Here is a 21838-nt window from a genome sequence, read left to right as displayed (position 1 = left end):
AGTGTCGCTACATGAGAAAACTGTACCCCCTGGCCGTGCTGGTCATCTTCGGCTTTGTCGGTTTGCTGTTCGGCAAATTCGGCCTGTTGTTTCCCCTGGGACTGGCCGCCGCCGTCATCGTGGCGATTTCGCGGAATGGACGCGCGAGTCGATAGCCTGGTGAGGCAGGCCGAGGCTTATCGAGGTGATTGGCAGAACGTAAGACGAACTCCAGCTTGGGCCCCAGCGGGCCCGTGCAAGACAAATTTCATCAATCGCCATGGGCCCGAACCGACCGGTTAGACTTGCAGTATACCAACGATCGCCCTCACTCACATAGGCTGATGATTTGGCGGGCGGCTTTGACCGCGCCATCCTCCTGCGCGACAACCTCAGCGGCACGCTTCGCTGCACATTTCATCCGGCCCGACATAAGAACGCTCGAAATGACGTCGACAGCATGATTGGCCTCGAACCTTTCGCGCGGGATCGTCAGCCCGATACCGGCTGATTGCAGACGGGCCGCATTATCGAACTGGTCTCCGAAGTGCGGGACGACGATCTGCGGAGCACCCGCGCGAAGTGCTTGGCCCGTAGTGCCCACACCGCCATGGTGAATGATCGCAGCGGCATGAGGAAAGACCGCCGAGTGCGGAGCGTAACCGACATAAAGGCAATCGCCGTCCCGGCGCGGCGTTCCCGGTTGGCCGGTCAACATCAGGGCGCGCTTACCCAACATCCGACTTGCTATCACGGCTTCGTGGTAAAAAGGTCCCGGTGAGCCTACCGCGAACGATCCCAGAGTGAATATCAAGGGCGGATCGCCATCGCGCAGAAAGTCCGCGATCTCGGGTGCCAGCATATCCGCCGCCCCACTTTCGCTATCGAAGAAGGGGAAACCCGTAAGGGCGGCATTGTCCGGCGAGTCGGGCGGCAGGACGCCGAGCGTGGAAGACCAACAGCATAGAATGGCTTGTGCTGCGGCATTACGATCCAGCAAGGGGGCCGCCTTATTGGCAGCAAGGCCATGTTCGCGGCGCACCGCATCGATCCGTTTCGAATGGCGCTTCCGCAATGCCATGCGCGCAAGCGCATAGATGGTTCGATTCCAGCTTCGGCCAAGGCCGGTACGCGGAAGGTGCCGCATCATCCCGAAATGCGGTGCCACCGGGGGCTGCCAGATCGAGAATAGCGTCATCGGTTGCAGAAGGACCGTCGCCAGCGGCAGGCGACGCTTTTCCGCGACGATCTCCGACGCGAATGCGAATATCGAACTGCCCAGTACGTCCGCGTCCGCCCCTAGCGCATCCAGGGCCGCGACGCTGGCCGAGAGAGAAGGCATCAAGATTTCGTCGAGAACGAAGCGTGAGTCCGCAAGGACCCGTCCCGCCAACTCCGTTGGGTTCATGCCCAACCGATGGCAAAGGGCCATATGGCCTGGCAGAATGGCTTCGGCGTTCAGCCCCGCAGCGCGAGCCTTGACCACCCCATCTTCTGGAATGGCCAGTGTCACCCTATGCCCTTGGGCCGTCAGGGATCGCCCGATCGCGATGAAAGGATGGAGGTCCCCCAGCGAACCTATGGTGACCAGAACGACATGGGCCATACACCCTGAATAGGCATGACTTCATTACGCCATCGAGACGAACGGCTTGGCCGCCCACTTTTGCCCAAACGAAAAAAGGCGGCCCCGAAGGACCGCCTCTTTCCACATTCGGTGAGACCCGAAAACTTAGCGCGAATAGAATTCGACGACCAGGTTCGGTTCCATCTTCACCGGATAGGGCACCTCGTCCAGCGTCGGGATGCGGGTCAGCGCGACCTTGGTGTTGCCGTCGGCGGTGACGTAGTCGGGCACTTCACGCTCGGCGAGCTGCTGTGCTTCCATGACCAGCGCCATTTCGGTCGCCTTCGAACCCAGCGAGATCTCGTCGCCGACGAAGCAGCGACGCGACGCGACGTTGCACTTCACGCCGTTGACGCGGATGTGACCATGGCTGACCAGCTGACGCGCGGCGAAGATGGTCGGCGCGAACTTGGCGCGGTACACGATCATGTCCAGGCGCTGCTCGAGCAGGCCGATCAGGTTCTGCGAGGTATCGCCCTTCATGCGGGCGGCTTCCTGGTAGCAGGCCTTGAACTGCTTCTCGGTCACATCGCCATAATAGCCCTTCAGCTTCTGCTTGGCGCGCAGCTGCAGACCGAAGTCCGAAACCTTGCCCTTGCGACGCTGACCATGCTGGCCGGGGCCGTATTCACGCTTGTTGACCGGGCTCTTGGGACGACCCCAGATGTTCTCGCCCATGCGGCGGTCGAGCTTGTACTTCGCGCTGTGACGCTTCGACATATGTAATCCTTGGCAACTACGAACAACGTTGGTCCCGGTATCGCGCCATGCCAGTCTTTGAGGGACGAGCGCAGGCCCACCGCTTCACCGGGGTGCGGGGGCAATTGCGAAGCGGCGCGCCTAGCCGAGGGGCGCCGGAGAGTCAAGCAAGCGGCCGGTCAGCGTCCGCTGGCGGCGTTCAGCCGGGCCGCCGCATTGTCGACGTCCTTGCGGGCATCGGCGGCGATCTCGTCCCACTCCGCCCGGGTCTTGCAGATGCGCCTGGCGCCCAGTCGTGAGCCGGTGGCCTGCTCGGTCCGACACACCTTCTTTTCCTTGGCCGGGGGCGGCGTGGGCTCGGCCTGTTGGCCGACAAGCGCCAGCAGCAGCAACGTCGTCAGCATCGTCCTGTCTCCCCCATGAGAACGTGCCGTCATGCTATCCTCGGGCGGCCCCGGTCCGCAAGCCGGACTGGACAGCGCGAACGCCAATCGGCACAGCCTCGCCCATGACCCAGATTCTCGCCGGACCCGATTGCACCACCATGGCGGAGGTCCGCGCGGGGGTGGACCAGCTCGATCGCGAACTGGTGGCGATGCTCGCGCGCCGCTTCGCCTATATGGACGCGGCGGCGCGGATCAAGCCGACCCGCGACCGGGTCCGCGACGAGGATCGCAAGCGACAGGTGATCGACCAGGCTCGCGCCGAAGCCGCCCGGCTGGGCGTGCCCGAGACGGTCGTGGCCGACATCTGGGAAGTGCTGGTCGAAGGCTCGATCGCCTATGAACTGGCGGCGTTCGACCGGACGCGGGGGTAAAGGGCCGTATCCCGGCCCCCGTGCAAGCTGAACGGAGGCCGGGAATCCACCTAGGCCGGATCGACATTCAGCGTATTCTTCCCTCTCCCCTGGACAGGGGAGAGGGTTAGCGAAGCTTGCCAGCGTGCTGGCTAGCGCAGCTTGGGTGAAGGGTTGAGCGAGCCTCAAGGCTCGCGCGCTCTTCGAGCGCTTCACCCCTCTCCCAGCTCCGACTAGGGCTTTGCTACGCAAAGACCAAGTCTGCGCAACCCTCTCCCCTCCACGAGGGGCGAGGGAAGGACAGGCATGGTTGAATGTCGATCGGACCTAGGCCGTTACCGCTGGCGGGGCCGCGCCAGCGTCGACAGCACCCCGCGCAGCGTCCGCACCTCCTGGCTCGACCAGCCCGGCTTGGTCAGCAGCGTGCGGAGCGTGCGCTTGCTCGCGGGGGTACGATCGGGCGGGAAGAAGAACCCCGCCCCCTCCAGCATCTCCTCGAGCTGGCCGATCATCCCGTCGAGCTCGAATTGCGGCGCGACCTCGGGCAGTTCGGTTTCGGGCGGCTGGGCGAGCGCGACACCCTTCGACCATTCATAGGCGACCAGGATCACCGCCTGGGCCAGGTTCAGGCTGCCGAATTCGGGATTGATCGGCACCGTCACGATCTTGCGCGCGATGGCGACGTCGTCGGTTTCCAGCCCCGAACGCTCGGGTCCGAACAGGAAGGCGGCGCGTCCGACCGTGTCGGCGTGAATCTCGCGCGCGGCGTCCTCCGGGGTCACGACCGGCTTGGTCACGCCGCGCTTGCGCACCGTGGTGGCATAGACCTGCGCACAGTCCGCCACCGCGTCGGAGACGCTTTCATAGACCTTGGCCCGTTCCAGCACGATATCCGCGCCGGAGGCGGCCGGGCCAGCCTGCGGATTGGGCCAGCCGTCGCGCGGCGTGACGAGCCGCATCTCGACCAGCCCGAAATTCAGCATGGCCCGCGCGGCCTTGCCGATATTCTCGCCGAGCTGCGGGCGGACCAGGACGATGACGGGCGGCTGGGATCGGGGCTGGGATCGGGGCTGGGACAAAATTCAATCTTCCGTTCGCCCCGAGCGAAGTCGAAGGGCACGTTCCGCGCGCGGTATCGCGGCTTCTTCAAGCGCCGTCCAGTCCGATGCGATCAGCGCGGCCTTCCTGGCATGGGACCAGCCTTTGATCGGCTGTTCGGCGGCGAGAGCTTCGTGGCGCGAGGGGAAGTCCTGGGACCGGACGCGTTCTGCCGGACGGCGATTCCGGGTGGAGCAGGGGATTTCGCCGGTCCGGTGCCCACGCCCCGAACCGCGCCTCACTCGCCCTTCGGCGCGACCTCTTCCACCGTCCCGGCGAACGCCTCGAAATCCCTGGCCTCGCCGAACTCGCGGTACACGCTGGCGAACCGGATATAGGCGACCGAGTCGAGCCCCTTGAGCCCCTCCATCACCATCTCGCCGATACGCTTGGAGGACACCTCGCCCTCGCCGCTGGTTTCGAGTTGCCGCTGGATACCCGAGACGAGCTTCTCCACCCTGACCGGATCGATCGGCCGCTTGCGGGTCGCGATGGCGATGGAGCGGAGCAGCTTCTCGCGGTCGAACGGCTCGCGCCGCTCCTCGCTCTTCAACACGAACAGCTCGCGCAACTGGATACGCTCGAACGTCGTGAAGCGCGCGCCGCAGCCCTCGCACTGGCGGCGGCGGCGGATCGCCGCCCCATCTTCGGTGGGGCGGCTGTCCTTTACCTGACTGTCTTCATGGCCACAGAATGGGCAGCGCATTCAGAGCTTCTTCTTCGCCTTGAAATAGGCGTAGCCGGCACCCGCCGCCGCGCCGAAGATCGGGCCGACGAACGGCACCGGAATCGCGACGACCGCGCCCAGCGCGCCCCATTTCGCCATGCTCTTGCCGAGGCCCGGGGTCGACTTGATGTCGCCCTGCACTTCGGAAATCTTCTGGTCGAACTTGGCCATGCGATTACGTCCTTATCCCTGATAGATCGGAAAGCGTGCGCAAAGCTCACGCACACGGGCACGAACGTTCGCCTCGACCTCCGGGTCCCCATGTTCGCCCTTGGCCTTCAGACCGTCGAGCACATCGGCGACCATATGGCCGATCTGCTCGAATTCCGCCGTGCCGAAACCACGCGTGGTCCCGGCGGGCGAGCCGACGCGGATACCACTGGTCTTCATCGGGGGCAGCGGATCGTTGGGAATGCCGTTCTTGTTGCAGGTGATGCCGGCCCGCTCCAGCGCCTCGTCGGCGTCGCGGCCGGTGATGCCCAGCGGGGTCAGGTCGACCAGCGCCAGATGCGTGTCGGTGCCGCCCGCGACCAGGTTCGCGCCGCGCGCCTTCAGCGTGTTCGCCAGCGTGCGGGCATTCTCCACGACCGCCGCGATATAGGTCTTGAACTCAGGGTTCAGCGCCTCGCCGAACGCGACCGCCTTGGCGGCGATGACGTGCATCAGCGGGCCACCCTGCAGGCCGGGGAACACCGCCGAGTTGATCTTCTTCGCGATCGCCTCGTCGTTGGTCATGATCATGCCGCCGCGCGGACCGCGCAGCGTCTTGTGCGTGGTGGTGGTCACGACATGCGCATGGCCGAACGGGGTCGGGTGCAGCCCGCCCGCGACGATGCCCGCGAAATGGGCCATGTCGACCATGAAATAGGCGCCGACCTCGTCCGCGATGGCGCGGAACTTGGCGAAGTCGATCACCCGCGGATAGGCCGAGCCGCCCGCGATGATGATCTTGGGCTGGCTCTCGCGCGCGATCCGGGCGACCTCGTCATAGTCGATCAGGTGCGTCTCGGGATCGACGCCATACTGGACCGCGTTGAACCACTTGCCCGACAGCGCCGCCTTGGCGCCGTGCGTCAGGTGGCCACCGGCGTCGAGCGACAGACCCATGATCGTGTCGCCGGGCTTGGCCAGCGCGAGCATCACCGCGCCGTTCGCCTGCGCGCCCGAATGCGGCTGGACGTTGACGAAGTCGCAACCGAAGATCTGCTTGGCGCGGTCGATCGCCAGCTGCTCGACCTCGTCCGACGGCGCGCAGCCCTGATAATAGCGCTTGCCCGGATAGCCCTCGGCATATTTGTTGGTGAAGACCGAGCCCTGCGCCTCCATCACCGCCTTGGAGACGATGTTCTCGGATGCGATCAGTTCGATCTGGGTCTGCTCACGCTCCAGCTCATGGGCGACACCGGCGAAGACGGCGGGGTCGGCATCGGCGAGCGTACGGGTGAAGAAACCGGCGGGCTGGACGTCGTTAAGCGTGCTCATGAGGGGCAGTATCCTTGGCGTTCAATTCTGGGCGGGCGCGGCGGTGGACAGCATGTCGACGCGCCGCTGATGACGTCCGCCCTCGAACGGGGTGGACAAAAAGGCTTGGAGGCAGGCCTTGGCCATTTCCTCACCGATGACGCGCGCGCCCATGGCGATGGCGTTGGCGTCGTTATGCTGGCGCGCGAGCGCGGCCGACAGCGGCTCCGACACGAGCGCGCAGCGGCAGGCGGGGTTGCGGTTGGCGGCGATCGAAATGCCGATGCCCGAGCCGCACAGCGCGACGCCGCGCTCCGCTCGTCCGTCGGCCAGTGCGTCGCCGACCGCGCGACCGAATTCGGGATAATCGACGCTGGCGGTGCCGTCCGTGCCCAGGTCGAGCACGTCATGCCCCTGCTCCCGCAGCCAGTCCGCCAGCACGGTCTTCAGCGAGACGGCGGCATGATCGGATGCGATCGCGATGCGCATGGGACGGGCGCTCCAGACGGGTGAGGATGGAATGGGTGCGCCTTTACGCGCGCGCGGGAAGAATGGCTACCCCCTTGGGTGGACCGGGCACCATGGGGGTGGCGGGAACGGGCGAGGCGCCTGACGGGTTCAGCGCGTCATGAAGCGCATACTGATCCTCTCCGCCCTTGTCGCCACCTCGGTCGGCCTGACCGCCTGTTCGCGTGAGACGCCGGAGGTGGTGAACAACACCGCCGCCGCCTCGGTCGGCGGCCCCAGCGCGCCCGCGACGGCGGGTCCGGCGGGCGACGGGTCGACCTTCACCGGCCTGCCCAAGGCCAAGGCCCCCGATTATGTCGGACGCTGGATCGGCGTGGAGGGCATGTACCTGACCATCAAGCACGCCGCGACCCCCGGCCGCTATCGCATGGAGATGCAATGGGACCTCGACCACAAGGGCGAGTTTCGTGGCGAGCAGGTCGGCGATACCATCGTGTTCGAACGCAACGGCGTGCGCGAGACGCTGCGCCCGACCATTGGCGACGCGACGGGGCTGAAATATCTCGCGGGCAAGACCGAATGCCTGACCGTCAAGAGCGGCGAAGGCTATTGCAAGACGTAGAGGCACGCCTCCCCGGCGCGGGGGAGAAGGGGGGAAGCGCGGCGGCCCAGGGCCGATCGACATTCGACTATGCCTGTCCTTCCCTCGCAGAGGGGAGAATAAGCTGAACGTCGATCCCGCCTAGGCCGCCATCCGCAGTTCCAGCCGTTCCCATATCTCGACCAGCGCCGACACCAGTTCCGCCATCATCGCATCGTCATGCGCGGGGCCGGGCGTGAAGCGAAGCCGTTCGGTGCCGCGCGGCACGGTCGGGTAATTGATCGGCTGCACGTACACGCCATATTCGGCGAGCAGGATGTCGCTGATCTTCTTGGCCTTGACCGGATCGCCGACCATCACCGGCACGATATGCGTCTCGCCCAGCATCACGGGCAGCCCCGCCTCGCGCATCATCGCCTTCAGCTTGGCGGCGGCGGCCTGCTGTCCCTCGCGCTCGACCGAACTCTGCTTCAGGTGACGCACGCTCGCCAGCACGCCTGCGACCAGCACCGGCGACAGCGAGGTGGTGAAGATGAAGCCCGGCGCATAGGAGCGGATCACGTCGACGATCATCCGGTCGGCCGCGATATAGCCGCCCATGACGCCGAACGCCTTGCCCAGCGTCCCCTCGATCACGGTCAGCCGGTGCGCGACCCCGTCCCGCTCCGAGATACCGCCGCCGCGCGGCCCGTACATGCCGACCGCATGCACCTCGTCCAGATAGGTCAGCGCGTTATACTTGTCGGCCAGGTCGCAGATCGCGGCGATCGGGGCGACATCGCCCTCCATCGAATAGACGCTTTCGAACGCGATCAGTTTGGGGACCGCCGGATCGGCCGCCGCCAGCAATTCTTCCAGATGCGCCAGGTCGTTGTGGCGGAACACCTGCTTCTCGCAGCCCGAATTGCGGATGCCCGCGATCATCGAGGCGTGGTTCAGCTCGTCCGAGAAGATCACGCAGCCGGGCAGGATCTTGGCCAGCGTCGCCAGCGTCGCCTCGTTGGAGACATAGCCGCTGGTGAACAGCAACGCCGCTTCCTTGCCGTGCAGGTCGGCGAGTTCGCCTTCCAGATCGACATGATAATGGGTGTTGCCGCCGATGTTGCGCGTACCGCCCGAGCCCGCGCCGACGTCGTGGAGCGCTTCCTCCATCGCGGCGATGACCTTGGGGTGCTGTCCCATCGCCAGATAGTCGTTGGAACACCATACGGTGATCGGCTTCGGCCCGTTATGCCCGGCGAAACAGCGCGCATTGGGGAACATGCCCTTGTTGCGCAGGATGTCGATGAAGACGCGGTAACGTCCCTCGGCGTGCAGGCGGTCGATCGCCTGGGTGAAGACGCGGGAATAATCCACGCGCGCGTCCGTACCGTCGATGCTCATGGGACGGGAATGTAGGACGATGCGGCGGAGGATGCGAGTCGATAACGCCGCTGACTGTGATCGATCATGGTGGACATATTGTCCCACGGATCGAAGGGTTCCCGATGCGGGATCGAAGTCCCCGGCATGGATTTGCGGCCAGGCTGTCCCCTGGGCTGCGACGTTACCCGACCTGAAAGGGCGTGGTGGGCGGTCTACAGCGCCTCGATCCGCGTGAAGCCCCGCGCCGCCAACCCCGGTGCGAGCGCCTGTTCCCGCTCGCCCAGATGCGTGAACACCGCGACGCCGTCGCCCGGTGATTCAGGCCAGTCCTGCCCCTCGGTCAGGAACGCGATTCGCCGCGCGATCCCCGGCCCGCCATCGACGAAACGCACTGGCCGGGGCGCCGCGGCCGCCAGTTCCGCCTCGACCAGCGGGAAATGGGTGCAGGCGTTGACGATCACGTCGACATGCTCGCCGCCCTCCTGCCCGAACAGCCCGTCCAGCACCGCCGCGAAGGACGCAGGCGACACCGATTCGCCGCGCAGCTTCGCCTCGGCCAGCTCGACCAGTTCGGCCGAGCCGTGCCGGATCACCCGGCAATCGCCCGCGAACCGCGCGGCGAGATCGTCGACATAGGCCTGGCGCACCGTCGCGCGGGTGCCGAGCACGCCGATGACCCGCGTCTCGGTCATCGCCGCCGCGGGCTTGATCGCCGGCACCGTGCCGACCACCGGCAGGTCGAGCGCCGCGCGTACCGCCGGCAGCGCGATGGTCGAGGCGGTGTTGCACGCAATGACGATGAGGCGCGGACGATAGCGCTCCGCCAGCCGCCCGAGCAGCGCGGGCACCCGCCCGGCAATCTCCGCCTCGGTCTTCTCGCCATAGGGAAAGCCAGCACTATCGGCGACATAGACGAAGGGGGCGGTCGGCAACACCCTGCGCGCGGGGCCCGCGATCGACAGGCCGCCGACGCCGGAATCGAAGAATAATATGGGGCGCGCATCGCTCATCGCGCCGTCATACCCAGCCCGCGCGACCGAAACCAGAGCGTCGCGGATTGGACAGGCCCGGTCCGATGTTCTATGTCTGTCCCGCAATACAGGGGACGACGATTGCCGACCGAAATCATCTGGGGGCCACCGACCTTGGCCTTGCTGATCGGCTATGTGCTGGGTTCGATTCCGTTCGGGGTCATCCTGACCCGCGCGACCGGCGCGGGCGACCTGCGCAGCATCGGTTCGGGCAATATCGGCGCGACCAACGTGCTGCGCACGGGCCGCAAGGGGCTGGCCGCCGCGACGTTGATCCTCGACATGCTGAAAGGCGTCGTCGCCGTGTTGATCGTCCGCCACTGGCTGCCTGGTGAGGAGCCACTCGCCGCCGCCGCCGCGTTCGTCGGCCACTGCTATCCGATCTGGTTGAAATTCCGTGGCGGCAAGGGTGTCGCGACGTTGATGGGCGTGGTCGTCGCGCTCTACTGGCCGCTCGGCCTCGTCTATGCCGTCGTCTGGCTGGGACTGCTCGCGACACTGCGCATCTCGGCGGTGGCGGGTATGGTCGCGGCGCTCAGCGCGCCGCTCGCCGCCGCCGTGCTGGGGCGGTTCGATCTCGTCCTGCTGCTGATCGCGCTGGCGCTGATCGTCATCTGGAAACACGGCTCGAACATCGAACGGCTGCTGGCCGGGACCGAGCCGCGCATCGGCCGCAAGACGTCGTGACCGAGATGCGATTCGCACAGCTTCGGCTGTTGCGGACGCATGGCATCGGCCCCGTGACCTGGCGCCAGTTGATGGCGCGCTTCGGCGATGCGGCGGCGGCGCTGGACGCCCTGCCCGGTCTGGCGCGGCGCGGCGGGGGCGAGCCGCCCAAGGCCGCCGACCCCGCCACGATCCGACGCGAGTTGGACATGGTGGCACGGCTCGGCGCGCGGCACGTGATGCTCGGCGAGCCCGACTATCCCGCACTTCTCGCCCGGATCGACACCGCGCCGCCCGCGCTGATCGTGCGCGGCGACATGACGCTGGCGCAGCGTGGCGGCGTCGCGCTGGTGGGGGCGCGCAACGCCTCCGCCGCATCGTGTCGCTTCGCACGCGGGCTGGCGCAGGACCTCGCCGCGCAGACCGTGCCCGTCACCTCCGGGCTGGCGCGCGGGATCGACACGGCGGCACATCTCGGCGCGCTGGAGGGCGGGACGATCGGCGTCATCGCCAGCGGCATCGACATCGCCTTCCCGCCCGAAAACGCCCGGCTGCACGAGGAGGTCGCGACACGCGGCCTGCTGGTCGCCGAGCAGCCGCCGGGCACCCAGCCGCTCGCGCGCCACTTCCCCGCCCGCAACCGGATCATCGCCGGGCTGGCGCAGGGCACGGTGGTGGTCGAGGCGGCACCGCGCTCGGGCTCGCTGATCACCGCGCGGCTGGCGGCAGAGGCGGGGCGCGAGGTGATGGCGGTGCCCGGCCACCCCGCCGACCCGCGCGCGCAAGGGTGCAACATGCTGATTCGCGAGGGGGCGACGCTGATCCAGTCGGCTGCGGATATCCTCGAACAGATCCGCCCGATCGACGCCCGCATGGTCCGCGCGCCCGGTGACACCTATACGCCTCCGCCGCCGCTGGAAGCCAGCGACACCGACCGCGCCCGCGTCACCGACCTGCTCGGCCCGGTGGCGGTCTGCGTCGACGAACTGATCCGGCAGAGCGGACGCCCCTCCGCTATCGTCCAGACGATCCTGCTGGAACTGGAACTCGCCGGACGGCTGGAACGCCATGCGGGCGGCCGCGTGGCATTGATGTGATCGGCGACATGATCGGCACCGGCATCCCGGCATGGCCCTCGACCCAGCTTGACGCCCCCCCGCCCCCTCCCCATCCTCGCGTACACACGTAAGGGACTCGAAGCTTACCACTCATGCAGCTTGTCATCGTCGAATCGCCCGCCAAGGCGAAGACCATCGAGAAATATCTGGGTTCGGACTACCGCGTCCTGGCGAGCTATGGTCACGTCCGCGACCTGCCCCCCAAGGACGGCTCGGTCGACCCCGACCAGAACTTCGCGATGGAGTGGGAGAATTACGCGGACAAGGCGCGCCAGCTGAAGGCCATCGCCGACGAGGCCAAGAAGGCCGACCGCCTGATCCTGGCCACCGACCCTGACCGCGAGGGCGAGGCGATTTCCTGGCACGTGCAGGAGGTTCTGAAGAACCGCAAGGCGCTGCCCGATCATGTCGAGCGGGTGACGTTCAACGCGATCACCAAGCCCGCCATCCTGCATGCGATGCAGAACCCCAGGCAACTGGATACCGACCTGATCGACGCGTACCGGGCGCGGCGCGCGCTCGACTATCTGGTCGGCTTCACCCTGTCGCCGGTGCTGTGGCGCAAGCTGCCCGGCGCCAAGTCGGCGGGCCGCGTCCAGTCGGTCGCGCTTCGCCTGATCGTCAGCCGCGAGCGCGAGATCGAGGCGTTCCGCCCGCAGGAATATTGGTCGGTCACGGCCGATATGGAGCAGGACGGCACTCCCTTCGTCGCGCGGCTGGTCCAGTGGGAGGGCAAGAAGCTCGACCGCCTGTCGATCGGTAACGAGGGCGACGCCACCCGCGCCAAGGCCGATGTCGAGGCGGGCCGTTTCCAGGTCCAGTCGGTCGAGACCAAGCCCGCGACGCGCAACCCGCCGCCGCCCTTCACCACCTCCACGCTGCAACAGGAGGCCGCGCGCAAGCTGGGCTTCTCGGCCGATCACACGATGCGGATCGCGCAGCAACTCTATGAGGACGGGGCGATCACCTATATGCGGACCGATGGCGTCCAGATGGACGGATCGGCCATCTCGGCGGCGCGCAAGGCCGTAGCCGACCGCTATGACGCCTCCTATGTCCCCGACAAGCCGCGCCATTACCAGTCCAAGGCGAAGAATGCGCAGGAAGCGCACGAGGCGATCCGCCCGACCGACTTCTCGCGCGACCGCGCGGGCTCGGGCGACCATGGCCGCCTCTACGACCTGATCTGGAAGCGCGCGCTGGCGTCGCAAATGGCGTCGGCGCGGATGGAGCGCACCACCATCGACATGGCCGACGGCACCGGCCGCCATGTCCTGCGCGCGACCGGTCAGGTCGTGCTCTTCCCCGGCTATCTGGCGCTCTATGAGGAAGGCCAGGACGACAGCCAGGACGAAGAGGCCCGCCGCCTCCCCCGCCTGCGCGAGGGCGATGCCCCCGCCAAGAAGGAGGTGAAGGCCGAGCAGCACTTCACCCAGCCGCCGCCGCGCTTCTCCGAGGCGTCGCTGGTCAAGCGGATGGAGGAACTCGGCATCGGGCGTCCGTCGACCTATGCGTCGATCATCAAGACGCTGAAGGACCGGGCCTATGTCCGCGTCGAGAAGAACCGCTTCTTCGCCGAGGAGAGCGGACGGCTGGTGACGGCGTTCCTCGAGCGCTTCTTCGAGAAATATGTCGGCTACGACTATACCGCCGAGCTGGAGGAGGAGCTGGACGACGTGTCCGGCGGCCGCGCCCAGTGGCAGGCGGTGCTCGACGCCTTCTGGCGCGATTTCAAGCCGCGCACGTCCGAGGTGATGGAGCAGCAGCCTTCGGCGATCACCGCCGAGCTGGACCAATTCCTGGCGCCCTATCTCTTCCCCGAAAAGGCGGACGGATCGGATCCGCGCCTCTGCCCCAATTGCGGCGAAGGCAAGCTCGCTCTTCGGGGCGGTCGGTTCGGCGCGTTCATCGCCTGCTCCAACTATCCCGAATGCAAATACACCCGTCGCTTCGCACAGGGCGGCGACGGTGCTGGCGAGGACAGCGGGCCGGAGACATTGGGGCAGGATCCCGAAACCGGGCTGCCGGTCGAGCGCAAGTCGGGGCGGTTCGGCCCCTATATCCAGCTTGGCGAGGGCAAGGACGCCAAGCGCGCCTCCATCCCCAAGGATGTCGATCTCGATCTGGAATGGGCGCTCAAACTGCTCAGCCTGCCGCGTACCATCGGTAATCACCCGGAGACGGGCGAGCCGATCACCGCGTCGATCGGGCGCTATGGTCCCTATCTGGCGCATGCGGGCAAATATGCGCGGCTGACGTCGACGGCGGATGTGTTCGAGACGGGCATGAACGCCGCCGTCGTCAAGCTGGCCGAGGCGGCGGCGGGCGGTGGGCGCGCGGCGCGGGGCACCGCATCGCGTGAACCGCTCAAGGTCCTGGGCAAGCATCCGCGCACCGAAGCCGAGATCAAGCTGATGGAAGGGCGCTACGGCCCCTACGTCACCGATGGCGAGACGAACGCGACCATCCCCAAGACGGTCGACAAGGACCAGTTGACGCTGGAAGAGGCCGCGCAACTGATCGACGCGCGGGCGGCTGCGGCGCCTGCACGCAAGAAACCGGCGAAGAAGGCGGCCGCCAAGAAGGCACCGGCCAAGGCGACGGCGGAAAAGGCGGGGGCGGCCAAGGCGGGGGCGGAAAAGAAGACGCCCGCCAAAAAGGCACCGGCGAAGAAAGCCGCTCCCAAGAAGGCGGCGGCGAAGGCGACGAGCGACTGATCCCTGCCTGGCTGTTCGGAAACCTCTGCGAACCGTTCACCATCCCGGCCATTGCCGGGGCGGTTTGCAGAGGGTCGGCGCCGGGGGAGCAGCCGTGCCGATTCAGGCGGCGCGAAGCTGGTGTGACATGCCGTTGAGGAAAGCCCGCGCCTGACGCTGCGCTTCGGCGATCTCGCGCATGGTCATGTCGCTCGCGATCTCGGCCCGTGCGATCTGGCCGGGCAGGAAGCCCGCGACCGCCGCGAGATTGAACCATTTGTGCGCGGCGATCAGGTCGATGCCGCTGCCGTTCGAACCGGTCGAACATGCGACGCCCAGATCGTACAGGGTCGCGCCGTCATCGCCTTCGATTGCGTCGTCATACCGGCTTTCCATCAGGAACAGCGCGGACTTGCTGCTATTGGCCATATCCTACCCCTTTTTCGGACCTCCTGTGTCCGGGGATCAGCCTATGACCACAACGGTCACAAATTCGTTAACTCGTTAACCATCCGATATAGCGATGTTGTCGATCAGTCTGGCCGATCCCATGCGGGCCGCGGCCAGCAGACGGCGGGGACGATCGGCGGCGGGATCGGGTGTCAGCGTCTCGGCATCGGCCAGCGCGACATAATCCACCTCGAACCCGGCGGCGGCCAGCGTGGCGCGGGCATCGGCCAGAACGGTCGCGACATCCTCGCCCCGGCCGATGGCACGCGCGGCGACGCCCAGCGCGCGCGGCAGGGCGACCGCCTTGGCGCGCTGCTCCTCATCCAGGTAGATGTTGCGCGAGGACAGGGCGAGGCCGTCATCGTCGCGCTGCGTCGGCACGCCCACCACCTCGACGGGCATGTCCAGGTCGGCGACCATGCGGCGGATCACCGCCAGCTGCTGAAAATCCTTCTCGCCGAAATAGGCGGCGTCGGGGCCGATCTGGTTGAACAGCTTGGCGACGACGGTGGCGACGCCGTCGAAATGGCCGGGGCGCGACTCGCCGTCAAAGCCCTCGCTGACGCCCGACACCCGGATGGTCGTCGCATGGCCCTCGGGGTACATGTCCTCGACGCCGGGCATCCACACCAGATCGCATCCCGCCTCGGTCAGCATCCGCAGGTCGGATCCCTCGCGCCGGGGATAGCGCCCCAGATCCTCGCCCGCCCCGAACTGCTTCGGGTTCACGAAGATCGACGCGACGACCTTGGTCCCCGGCCGCTTCGCCGCCTCGATCAATGCGATATGACCGGCATGGAGCGCGCCCATCGTTGGCACCAGCGCCACGCGCGCGCCGTCCGCACGCATCGTGGCGAGCGCCGCAACCAAGGCCTCGCGATCCCGAATGACTTGCACTGATTTTACCCCTCGTTCCCCAGGCCCAGGGCTTCTATGTAGGGAGCCAACGGGGATCAATAAGGAAGCGACGAGTTGCCGGAACGGCTATCTTCAACCCATGTGATCGTATTTGCCAATGAAAAGGGTGGCACTGGCAAATCGACCACGGCGGTCCATGTCGCCATCGCCCTGGCCGCGAAGGGCGCGCGCGTGGCGTGCCTCGATCTGGATCACCGGCAGCGGACCGTGGGGCGTTATCTCGACAATCGGGCCGAGACGATTCGTCGCACCGGCCACCGCCTGCCGATGCCGATCCATGCGACGCACAGCAGCCAGACCGAGGAGGGGTTCGAGGAACTCTGGTTCCGCCTCCAGCAGGATGCCGATTTCCTGATCGTCGATACGCCGGGTCGCGACGACCACTTCGCACGGACCGCCGCGGCGCTGTCCAACACGCTGGTCACGCCGATGAACGACAGCTTCGTCGACTTCGACCTGATCGGCCAGGTCGATCCCGAGACGTTTCAGGTCACCCGCCCCAGCTTTTATTCCGAACTGATCTGGGACGCGCGCAAGCAGCGCGCGCGGGCGGACGGCACCACGATAGACTGGGTCGTGCTGCGCAACCGGCTCCAGCATATCGAAGCGCGCAACATGCGCCGCGTGTCCGACGCGCTGACCCAATTGTCGCGCCGCGTCGGCTTCCGCGTGATCCCGGGCCTGGGCGAGCGCGTCATCTATCGCGAGATGTTCCCCAACGGCCTGACCATGATCGACGCGCGCGAATTCGGTGCGATGGGGCTTGGCCATGTCGCCGCGCGGCAGGAACTGCGCGAGATGATGGCCGCGCTGCAACTGCCCGAAGCGTGGGCGGAGGAGGGCAGCGCCCCGGCCAGCACCGCCCCTAGCACCGCGGCATGACGCGACGCCGGGTCGCCCTCGCGTGAAATGGCTGATCGCGCTGGCGGTGATCTGGCTGGTGTGGCGCTATATGCCCCGCCCCGCCAAGCCCGCTCCCAAGCCCCGCCTGCCGCGTGACGAGGCGGAGGCGCTGGCGATCCTCGACCTGCCGCCACATGCGGATGTCGACGCGATCCGGCAGGCGCATCGGCGGCTCGTGAATCAGGTCCATCCCGATCGCGGCGGCTCGGCCGATCTGACGCGCCGGGTCAACGCCGCGCGCGACCTGTTGCTGGCGCGCCGCGATGGGTGATGCGCGAGGTGATTTGGGGGCGGCGCGGATCGCCGCGATCCATCCCAGCGCCTGCCGCGAATATGACGTGCGCGGGACCGTGCCCGAGACACTGGACGAGGGCGCGGCCTATGCCGTCGGGCGGGGCTTCGCGACCCGCGTGCGGCGCGCGGGCGGCACGCGCGTGGCGGTCGGCCGCGACGGGCGACTGAGTTCGCCCGCGCTGGAGGCCGCGCTGGTCGGGGGGCTGACCGAAAGCGGCGTCGACGTCGTCCGGCTGGGCCTGGGCCCCACCCCGATGGTCTATTTCGCCGAGGCGACGCTGGGCGTGGACGGCGCCGTCCAGGTGACGGGCAGCCACAATCCCCGCGACGACAATGGCTTCAAGATGGTGCTTCGCCATCGCCCCTTTTTCGGTGACGACGTCCAGGACCTGGCGCGCATGGCCGCCGCGCGCGACTGGACGACGGGTACGGGCAGCGTCGAGTCGGTCGACATACTCGACGCCTATGTCGACCGGCTGATCGCGGGTTATGCCGGGGGCCGCTACCGTATCGGTTGGGACTGCGGCAGCGGCGCCGCCGGGCCGGTGATCGAGGCGCTGGTCCGGCGATTGCCGGGCGAGCATCACACGCTGTTCACCGAGGTCGACGGCCGATTCCCGCATCACCACCCCGACCCGACGGTCGAGGCCAATCTCGACGCGCTGAAGGCGCTGGTGACCGAGAAGCGGCTGGATTTCGGCTTCGCCTTCGACGGCGATGGCGACCGGATCGGCGCGGTCGATGGCCAGGGCCGGGTGATCTGGGGCGACCAGATCCTGATGCTCCTCGCCGGACCGACGCTGGCCGAGCATCCCGGCGCGCCGATCGTCGCCGACGTGAAGGCCAGCCAGGCGCTGTTCGATCATGTCCAGGGCCTGGGCGGGCGGCCGGTGATGTGGAAGACCGGGCACAGCCTGATGAAGACCAAGATGCTCGAGACGGGCGCGCCGCTGGGTGGCGAGATGTCGGGGCACATGTTCTTCGCGGGCGAATGGTACGGCTTCGACGATGCGCATTATGCCGCGATCCGGCTGATCCGCGCGGCGCATCTGTCCGGGCGGTCGATGACGGAATTGCGCGGCGCGATGCCCGCCATGGTCGACATCCCCGAAACCCGGATCACGGTGGCGGAGGCGGACAAGTTCGCGATCGTCGAACGCGTCGCCGACGCGCTTCGCGCCGAGGGGGCGGTGGTCAACGACACCGACGGCGTGCGGGTGCGGACGGCGGATGGCTGGTGGCTGCTCCGCGCGTCGAATACCCAGGCCGCGCTCACCGTCCGGGCGGAGGCGGGGGACGACGCCGGTCTGGCGCGCGTGCTCGCGGATCTCGACCGGCACCTGTCGACACAGGGGGTGCGGCGGTAGCGCGGGGCATGGCCCCTTCGACGTCGCTCAGGCCGAGCGAGGTCGAGAGCCCAGGAAATCCCGAAGGTCGGGGACCAAGGCCCCCGCCCCCCGATCAGATCTCCCCGATCATCTCCGACAGCACTTCCAGGCACGACACGCCCAGCTTAGCCGAGCGCGCGCCCGACCAGCCATGCACCGCATCCGGATTGGGATCATGGTCCTTGAACGGCATTTCGAGCGTCACCGACACCGCGCCGAACCGCTCGGCGACCTGATTGGTGGACATGGAGAGGTTGGCCTTGCCCGCGCCCGCCTTGTCATAGCCCATCTGGGTCTGGAAGTCGGGCGTATGCCCGGCCAGGCGACGGCCAAACTCGTAGAATTTGGCGCCATGCGCGTCGGTCCAGCTCGGGATGCCTTCGAACCCCGCGATGAAATTGGCGGGAATCGCCTCGTCGCCATGCACGTCCATCGCGAAGTCGACGCCGGTCCGGTCCATCCGGTCGCGCACGCACAGCACTTCCGGGCTGCGCTCCAGGCTCGGCGTGTGCCACTCGCGGTTGAGGTTCACGCCGACGGCATTGGTGCGCAGATGCCCGCGCCGCGTGCCGTCCGGATTCATGTTGGGGACGACATGCACCGTCGCCGCCGCCAGCAGCGGCGCCGCCGCCGGGCTGGTCAGCCAGTCGAGCGCACCCTCCATCCACCATTCGGCCATCGATTCGCCCGGATGCTGGCGGGCATAGAGCCACACTTGCCTGGCGCCGTCGCCGATCCGGAAATAATCGATCGGCTGGCCGTCGATGCTCTGGCCGATCTCCTCGTGATGCACGCCCTTCCCCGCGATCCGCGCGACCAGGTCGTTGTGCCGCTCCATCGTATAGGGCTCGAAATAGGCGAACCAGGCAAGATCGCTCTCGCCGGTCCACTGCCATTCGATCACCCCGTCGGCATAGCCGGTCGGCGTCATCCGCCAGTCCTGCCGATCGGTCGAGGCGCGGACATGATAGCCGGGCCAGCCCTGCGGAAAGGCCGATCCCGCGCCGTTCAGGATGCGGAAGGTCAGCGTGCGCCCCTTCGCGCCGCCGACCCGGAAATAGAACCACTGATAGAAGTCGGAATCCTGATCGCGGACGATCTCCAGATCGACGCGGTCGCCCTCGATCGCGATCACGCGGATGTTGCCGCTGTCGAACGCGGCATTGATGGTCAGCGTCATGCCCTTACTTCACCTCGATCGTGCGGCCCGATTCGCCGGGGAATTTGGTGAACAGCGCATCGGCGAGCTTCGCCGCCTGCGCCTGCGCATCGATGCGGGCGATCGCCTGGACCGGCGCGATGTTGCGCGCGCTGCCTTCCCAGATCGGCGACTGGTCGGCGCGGCGCTTGATCTGGACCGACAGCTCGGTGCCGATCAGCTCCTGCGGACGGCTCTTGCCGATCGGGAAGCTCAGCCCCCCGCCCAGGCCGACACCGCCGCCACCGCGACCGCCCGAGAAGCCGCCGCCGCCCAGCCCGACCGAGAAGGGCGACGGGCGCGGCGGGCCGAGCCGGTTGGCGCGGGTGAAGGCGACGGTGGCGATGAAGTCCGGCTGCGCGTCACCCTGGGGCAGCGAATAGCCGTTGCGGAGCAGCGCCGTCTCGACCGCCGCGGCATAGGTCTTGAACTCGATGCTGGCGGGGCCAGTATTGGACAGCGGTTCGACCCGCACCGTGCCGCGCGCGATCGGCTCGCCCAGATGATAGCGAATCACATCGGTCGGCGGCAACCGCCCGCCCGTGGTGGAACAGGCGGCGAGCGTTCCGGCGGCGGCCGCGAGGATCAGAAGCGAACGGGCTTTCATGGGCAGGAGCACCTTGGAGGATGTTTCGGTTGGGCAACGCATGACATATGGGGGTTGATCCTGCGGCGATAGAGGCGGGGTGCAACCTGACCCCGATGTCACGCCACAATCTTGACTTGGACACCCTTTGCCACTAGGCGGCGACGCTTTCCAGATCACCCTCCAGTTCAAAAGAAGCGAATCGATCATGAAGATCCGCAATTCCCTGAAGTCGCTCAAGGATCGTCACCGGGACAACCGCGTGATCCGCCGTCGCGGCCGCACCTATGTCATCAACAAGACCAACCGTCGTTTCAAGGCGCGCCAGGGCTAATCTGCCCTGATGCCGATCAACCCGATCGTGGCGGACGTGCCGTCCGCGACGCGTGGCGATCGGCCGACCGCCGTCATCTTCGACGTCGGTCGCGTCCTGTACGACTGGGATCCCCGGATCCTGTATCGGCGCCTGATCGCGGACGATCGGGCGCTCGATGCGTTCGTGCGCGATGTCGTCACCACCGAGTGGCATTTCCAGCATGATGCGGGCCGCGACTTCGCCGACACCTCGGCGGAGCTCAGCGCATTGTACCCGCAGCATCGCGCGTTGATCGCCGCCTGGGGCCCGCGCTTCAACGAGAGCATCGGCGATCCGATTCCCGGAATGCACGAACTGGTCGCCGAACTCGATTTGGCGGGCGTGCCGCTGTTCGCCATCACCAATTTCAGCCACGAATTCTGGCCGCCCTTCCGGATGCGCGAGGCGGCGCTGTTCGACCGTTTCCGCGATATCGTCGTGTCGGGGACCGAGAAACTGGTGAAGCCCGACCCCGCCATCTACCGCCTCGCGCTCACCCGGTTCGGGCTGGAGCCGTCGCAGGCGGTGTTCATCGACGACAGTCGCGCCAATATCGAAGCCGCCGCCGCGATGGGAATCCACGCGCTGCACTTCACCGACGAGGCGACGTTGCGTCCGCAATTGCGGGCGTTGGGGGTGGTCGCCTAGCCGAGGGGCACCCCGCGCGCGTCGGCCTCCGTCAACGCGAACGCAGGGGTGATGCGCGCGTCCCTGCCCCGATCAGCCTGGGCGAAGTCGAAGGGCCGCGCCCGAACCTCACCGATCGAGCGACGCCAACTGATCCGCGCCCGCCTGCGACGTCGGCGTCGCCAGCAGCGCCGGATCGAAATGATCGCCGACCATCTCGTCGGTAACGATCACCGTCGTACCCACCGACGTGATCGAGAACAGCTTCTTCGCAAAGGCCGTCGGCAGTCGGATACAGCCGTGCGAATCGGGAAATCCCGGATTGTTGCCCGCGTGCAGCGCCACCCCGTCCCAGGTCAGCCGCTGCATGAACGGCATCGGCGCGGCGTTATAGAGGTTGCTGCGATGCATCTCGCGCTTCTGGAGGATCGGGAACACGCCGGTCGGCGTGTCCTTGCCGTCCTTGCCCGTCGAAACCGAGGCGGCGGCGATCATCGCGTCGCCGCGATAGACATAGGCGCGCTGCATGGGGAGGCTGATCACGACGGTCACCGGCTGCACCACGGGGTCGACGGCCGTGGCTTGCGAATCGGCCCAGACGAAGCGGTTGGGGGCCAGGGCCGCGGCGGCATCCGCGATCGCGACCGTGCCCGGCCCGTCATCGGCGGCCATGGCGGGAGCGGCAAAACCCAGCGTCGATGCGCCGAGCAGGGCAATCAAAGCGAAAGCCTTCATATCGCTTTTCCTTGGCGAGTTCATAAAATCTTAAACCCGTCAATACATATTT

At 67.1% G+C, this 21838-nt stretch carries 26 protein-coding genes; 11 read left to right on the top strand and 15 right to left on the bottom strand.

Annotated elements, in window-relative coordinates; all coding sequences use genetic code 11:
- The first annotated feature begins 11 nt into the window (after positions 1-11).
- Positions 12-155, top strand: a complete 144-nt coding sequence (locus LRP66_RS03000) for a hypothetical protein (RefSeq protein ID WP_230481030.1) — start codon at positions 12-14, stop codon at positions 153-155.
- A 152-nt stretch (positions 156-307) separates the two neighbouring features.
- Here LRP66_RS03000 and LRP66_RS02995 read toward each other — a convergent pair whose 3' ends face one another.
- The 3 genes from LRP66_RS02995 to LRP66_RS02985 all read right to left on the bottom strand — a co-directional run bounded on the left by LRP66_RS02995 (position 308) and on the right by LRP66_RS02985 (position 2742).
- A complete protein-coding gene (locus LRP66_RS02995) occupies positions 308-1492 on the bottom strand; it encodes a nucleotide disphospho-sugar-binding domain-containing protein (RefSeq protein ID WP_230481029.1) in 1185 nt (394 codons plus the stop codon).
- A 219-nt stretch (positions 1493-1711) separates the two neighbouring features.
- Positions 1712-2326: a 30S ribosomal protein S4 gene (gene rpsD, locus LRP66_RS02990; protein WP_230481028.1), complete on the bottom strand. Its 615-nt coding sequence runs from the start codon at positions 2324-2326 to the stop codon at positions 1712-1714.
- Positions 2327-2484: 158 nt separating this feature from the next.
- Positions 2485-2742 carry a hypothetical protein gene (locus LRP66_RS02985; RefSeq protein WP_230481027.1) on the bottom strand — a complete coding sequence of 86 codons (258 nt, stop codon included), beginning with the start codon at positions 2740-2742 and terminating at the stop codon, positions 2485-2487.
- Between the two features lie 71 nt (positions 2743-2813).
- Here LRP66_RS02985 and LRP66_RS02980 point away from each other — a divergent pair, with 71 nt between their 5' ends.
- The gene (locus LRP66_RS02980) at positions 2814-3122 is read left to right on the top strand and encodes a chorismate mutase (protein WP_230481026.1); all 309 of its coding nucleotides are present in this window, start codon (positions 2814-2816) and stop codon (positions 3120-3122) included.
- 314 nt (positions 3123-3436) lie between these two features.
- Here the strand turns inward: LRP66_RS02980 and LRP66_RS02975 are convergent, their stop codons facing one another.
- From LRP66_RS02975 to rpiB, 5 genes are all read right to left on the bottom strand, one after another.
- Complete coding sequence (locus tag LRP66_RS02975; RefSeq protein WP_230481025.1) at positions 3437-4180, bottom strand: RNA methyltransferase; 744 nt, start codon at positions 4178-4180, stop codon at positions 3437-3439.
- Between the two features lie 257 nt (positions 4181-4437).
- Positions 4438-4905: a transcriptional regulator NrdR gene (gene nrdR / locus LRP66_RS02970; protein ID WP_230481024.1), complete on the bottom strand. Its 468-nt coding sequence runs from the start codon at positions 4903-4905 to the stop codon at positions 4438-4440.
- Positions 4906-5097 (bottom strand): hypothetical protein, encoded by a 192-nt coding sequence (locus tag LRP66_RS02965; RefSeq protein WP_230481023.1) that lies wholly within the window; start codon positions 5095-5097, stop codon positions 4906-4908.
- A gap of 12 nt (positions 5098-5109) precedes the next feature.
- A complete protein-coding gene (glyA, locus tag LRP66_RS02960; protein ID WP_230481022.1) occupies positions 5110-6408 on the bottom strand; it encodes a serine hydroxymethyltransferase in 1299 nt (432 codons plus the stop codon).
- 21 nt (positions 6409-6429) lie between these two features.
- Positions 6430-6876 carry a ribose 5-phosphate isomerase B gene (gene rpiB / locus LRP66_RS02955; RefSeq protein ID WP_230481021.1) on the bottom strand — a complete coding sequence of 149 codons (447 nt, stop codon included), beginning with the start codon at positions 6874-6876 and terminating at the stop codon, positions 6430-6432.
- A gap of 139 nt (positions 6877-7015) precedes the next feature.
- Here rpiB and LRP66_RS02950 point away from each other — a divergent pair, with 139 nt between their 5' ends.
- Positions 7016-7477 carry a hypothetical protein gene (locus tag LRP66_RS02950; protein ID WP_230481020.1) on the top strand — a complete coding sequence of 154 codons (462 nt, stop codon included), beginning with the start codon at positions 7016-7018 and terminating at the stop codon, positions 7475-7477.
- Positions 7478-7597: 120 nt separating this feature from the next.
- Here the strand turns inward: LRP66_RS02950 and hemA are convergent, their stop codons facing one another.
- Positions 7598-8839, bottom strand: a complete 1242-nt coding sequence (gene hemA / locus LRP66_RS02945) for a 5-aminolevulinate synthase (protein ID WP_329959232.1) — start codon at positions 8837-8839, stop codon at positions 7598-7600.
- A 194-nt stretch (positions 8840-9033) separates the two neighbouring features.
- Positions 9034-9831: a glutamate racemase gene (gene murI / locus LRP66_RS02940; RefSeq protein ID WP_230481018.1), complete on the bottom strand. Its 798-nt coding sequence runs from the start codon at positions 9829-9831 to the stop codon at positions 9034-9036.
- A 102-nt stretch (positions 9832-9933) separates the two neighbouring features.
- Between murI and plsY the strand changes: the two genes are divergently transcribed.
- The 3 genes from plsY to topA all read left to right on the top strand — a co-directional run bounded on the left by plsY (position 9934) and on the right by topA (position 14353).
- Positions 9934-10539 carry a glycerol-3-phosphate 1-O-acyltransferase PlsY gene (gene plsY / locus LRP66_RS02935; RefSeq protein ID WP_230481017.1) on the top strand — a complete coding sequence of 202 codons (606 nt, stop codon included), beginning with the start codon at positions 9934-9936 and terminating at the stop codon, positions 10537-10539.
- A gap of 5 nt (positions 10540-10544) precedes the next feature.
- Positions 10545-11615 (top strand): DNA-processing protein DprA, encoded by a 1071-nt coding sequence (gene dprA / locus LRP66_RS02930; protein ID WP_230481190.1) that lies wholly within the window; start codon positions 10545-10547, stop codon positions 11613-11615.
- 113 nt (positions 11616-11728) lie between these two features.
- On the top strand, positions 11729-14353 hold the full coding sequence (gene topA / locus LRP66_RS02925) for a type I DNA topoisomerase (protein WP_230481016.1): 2625 nt from the start codon (positions 11729-11731) through the stop codon (positions 14351-14353).
- 102 nt (positions 14354-14455) lie between these two features.
- Here topA and LRP66_RS02920 read toward each other — a convergent pair whose 3' ends face one another.
- Positions 14456-14761: a hypothetical protein gene (locus LRP66_RS02920; protein WP_230481015.1), complete on the bottom strand. Its 306-nt coding sequence runs from the start codon at positions 14759-14761 to the stop codon at positions 14456-14458.
- Positions 14762-14836: 75 nt separating this feature from the next.
- Positions 14837-15679: a pantoate--beta-alanine ligase gene (panC, locus tag LRP66_RS02915; protein WP_230481014.1), complete on the bottom strand. Its 843-nt coding sequence runs from the start codon at positions 15677-15679 to the stop codon at positions 14837-14839.
- 75 nt (positions 15680-15754) lie between these two features.
- Between panC and LRP66_RS02910 the strand changes: the two genes are divergently transcribed.
- The 3 genes from LRP66_RS02910 to pgmG are packed head-to-tail and all read left to right on the top strand — an operon-like array spanning position 15755 to position 18264.
- Positions 15755-16582, top strand: a complete 828-nt coding sequence (locus LRP66_RS02910; RefSeq protein ID WP_230481013.1) for a division plane positioning ATPase MipZ — start codon at positions 15755-15757, stop codon at positions 16580-16582.
- A gap of 22 nt (positions 16583-16604) precedes the next feature.
- On the top strand, positions 16605-16874 hold the full coding sequence (locus tag LRP66_RS02905) for a DnaJ domain-containing protein (RefSeq protein ID WP_230481012.1): 270 nt from the start codon (positions 16605-16607) through the stop codon (positions 16872-16874).
- Positions 16867-18264, top strand: a complete 1398-nt coding sequence (pgmG, locus tag LRP66_RS02900) for a phosphoglucomutase/phosphomannomutase PgmG (protein WP_230481011.1) — start codon at positions 16867-16869, stop codon at positions 18262-18264. The genes LRP66_RS02905 and pgmG overlap by 8 nt, the downstream gene beginning before the upstream one ends.
- 94 nt (positions 18265-18358) lie before the next feature.
- Here pgmG and LRP66_RS02895 read toward each other — a convergent pair whose 3' ends face one another.
- Positions 18359-19465 carry a M14 family metallopeptidase gene (locus LRP66_RS02895; protein WP_230481010.1) on the bottom strand — a complete coding sequence of 369 codons (1107 nt, stop codon included), beginning with the start codon at positions 19463-19465 and terminating at the stop codon, positions 18359-18361.
- Positions 19466-19469: 4 nt separating this feature from the next.
- Complete coding sequence (locus LRP66_RS02890; protein ID WP_230481009.1) at positions 19470-20090, bottom strand: DUF4136 domain-containing protein; 621 nt, start codon at positions 20088-20090, stop codon at positions 19470-19472.
- A gap of 187 nt (positions 20091-20277) precedes the next feature.
- Here LRP66_RS02890 and ykgO point away from each other — a divergent pair, with 187 nt between their 5' ends.
- Entirely contained in the window at positions 20278-20403 is a 126-nt protein-coding gene (ykgO, locus tag LRP66_RS02885; protein ID WP_003046794.1) for a type B 50S ribosomal protein L36, read from the top strand.
- Between the two features lie 9 nt (positions 20404-20412).
- A complete protein-coding gene (locus LRP66_RS02880; RefSeq protein ID WP_230481008.1) occupies positions 20413-21072 on the top strand; it encodes an HAD family hydrolase in 660 nt (219 codons plus the stop codon).
- 108 nt (positions 21073-21180) lie between these two features.
- On the opposite strand, the gene LRP66_RS02875 is transcribed toward LRP66_RS02880, so the two are convergent.
- Positions 21181-21786 (bottom strand): L,D-transpeptidase family protein, encoded by a 606-nt coding sequence (locus LRP66_RS02875; protein ID WP_230481007.1) that lies wholly within the window; start codon positions 21784-21786, stop codon positions 21181-21183.
- Between the last annotated feature and the right edge of the window lie 52 nt (positions 21787-21838).

Origin of the sequence: Sphingomonas sp. Leaf21, assembly GCF_916858675.1 — a bacterium.
In the GTDB taxonomy this organism is placed as follows: Bacteria; Pseudomonadota; Alphaproteobacteria; order Sphingomonadales; family Sphingomonadaceae; genus Sphingomonas.
This window is presented reverse-complemented; position numbering and strand designations above follow the sequence as displayed.

Coding starts and splice junctions, on each gene's coding strand:
- LRP66_RS02950 (WP_230481020.1), top strand. CDS start 7,016: ATGAAGCGCATACTGATCCTCTCCGCCCTTGTCGCCACCTCGGTCGGC.
- LRP66_RS02965 (WP_230481023.1), bottom strand. CDS start 5,097: ATGGCCAAGTTCGACCAGAAGATTTCCGAAGTGCAGGGCGACATCAAG.
- rpiB (WP_230481021.1), bottom strand. CDS start 6,876: ATGCGCATCGCGATCGCATCCGATCATGCCGCCGTCTCGCTGAAGACC.
- LRP66_RS02895 (WP_230481010.1), bottom strand. CDS start 19,465: ATGACGCTGACCATCAATGCCGCGTTCGACAGCGGCAACATCCGCGTG.
- murI (WP_230481018.1), bottom strand. CDS start 9,831: ATGAGCGATGCGCGCCCCATATTATTCTTCGATTCCGGCGTCGGCGGC.
- LRP66_RS02875 (WP_230481007.1), bottom strand. CDS start 21,786: ATGAAGGCTTTCGCTTTGATTGCCCTGCTCGGCGCATCGACGCTGGGT.
- ykgO (WP_003046794.1), top strand. CDS start 20,278: ATGAAGATCCGCAATTCCCTGAAGTCGCTCAAGGATCGTCACCGGGAC.
- hemA (WP_329959232.1), bottom strand. CDS start 8,839: ATGAGCATCGACGGTACGGACGCGCGCGTGGATTATTCCCGCGTCTTC.
- LRP66_RS02920 (WP_230481015.1), bottom strand. CDS start 14,761: ATGGCCAATAGCAGCAAGTCCGCGCTGTTCCTGATGGAAAGCCGGTAT.
- glyA (WP_230481022.1), bottom strand. CDS start 6,408: ATGAGCACGCTTAACGACGTCCAGCCCGCCGGTTTCTTCACCCGTACG.
- rpsD (WP_230481028.1), bottom strand. CDS start 2,326: ATGTCGAAGCGTCACAGCGCGAAGTACAAGCTCGACCGCCGCATGGGC.
- LRP66_RS03000 (WP_230481030.1), top strand. CDS start 12: ATGAGAAAACTGTACCCCCTGGCCGTGCTGGTCATCTTCGGCTTTGTC.
- LRP66_RS02985 (WP_230481027.1), bottom strand. CDS start 2,742: ATGACGGCACGTTCTCATGGGGGAGACAGGACGATGCTGACGACGTTG.
- LRP66_RS02890 (WP_230481009.1), bottom strand. CDS start 20,090: ATGAAAGCCCGTTCGCTTCTGATCCTCGCGGCCGCCGCCGGAACGCTC.
- nrdR (WP_230481024.1), bottom strand. CDS start 4,905: ATGCGCTGCCCATTCTGTGGCCATGAAGACAGTCAGGTAAAGGACAGC.
- LRP66_RS02880 (WP_230481008.1), top strand. CDS start 20,413: ATGCCGATCAACCCGATCGTGGCGGACGTGCCGTCCGCGACGCGTGGC.
- LRP66_RS02980 (WP_230481026.1), top strand. CDS start 2,814: ATGACCCAGATTCTCGCCGGACCCGATTGCACCACCATGGCGGAGGTC.
- topA (WP_230481016.1), top strand. CDS start 11,729: ATGCAGCTTGTCATCGTCGAATCGCCCGCCAAGGCGAAGACCATCGAG.
- pgmG (WP_230481011.1), top strand. CDS start 16,867: ATGGGTGATGCGCGAGGTGATTTGGGGGCGGCGCGGATCGCCGCGATC.
- dprA (WP_230481190.1), top strand. CDS start 10,545: ATGCGATTCGCACAGCTTCGGCTGTTGCGGACGCATGGCATCGGCCCC.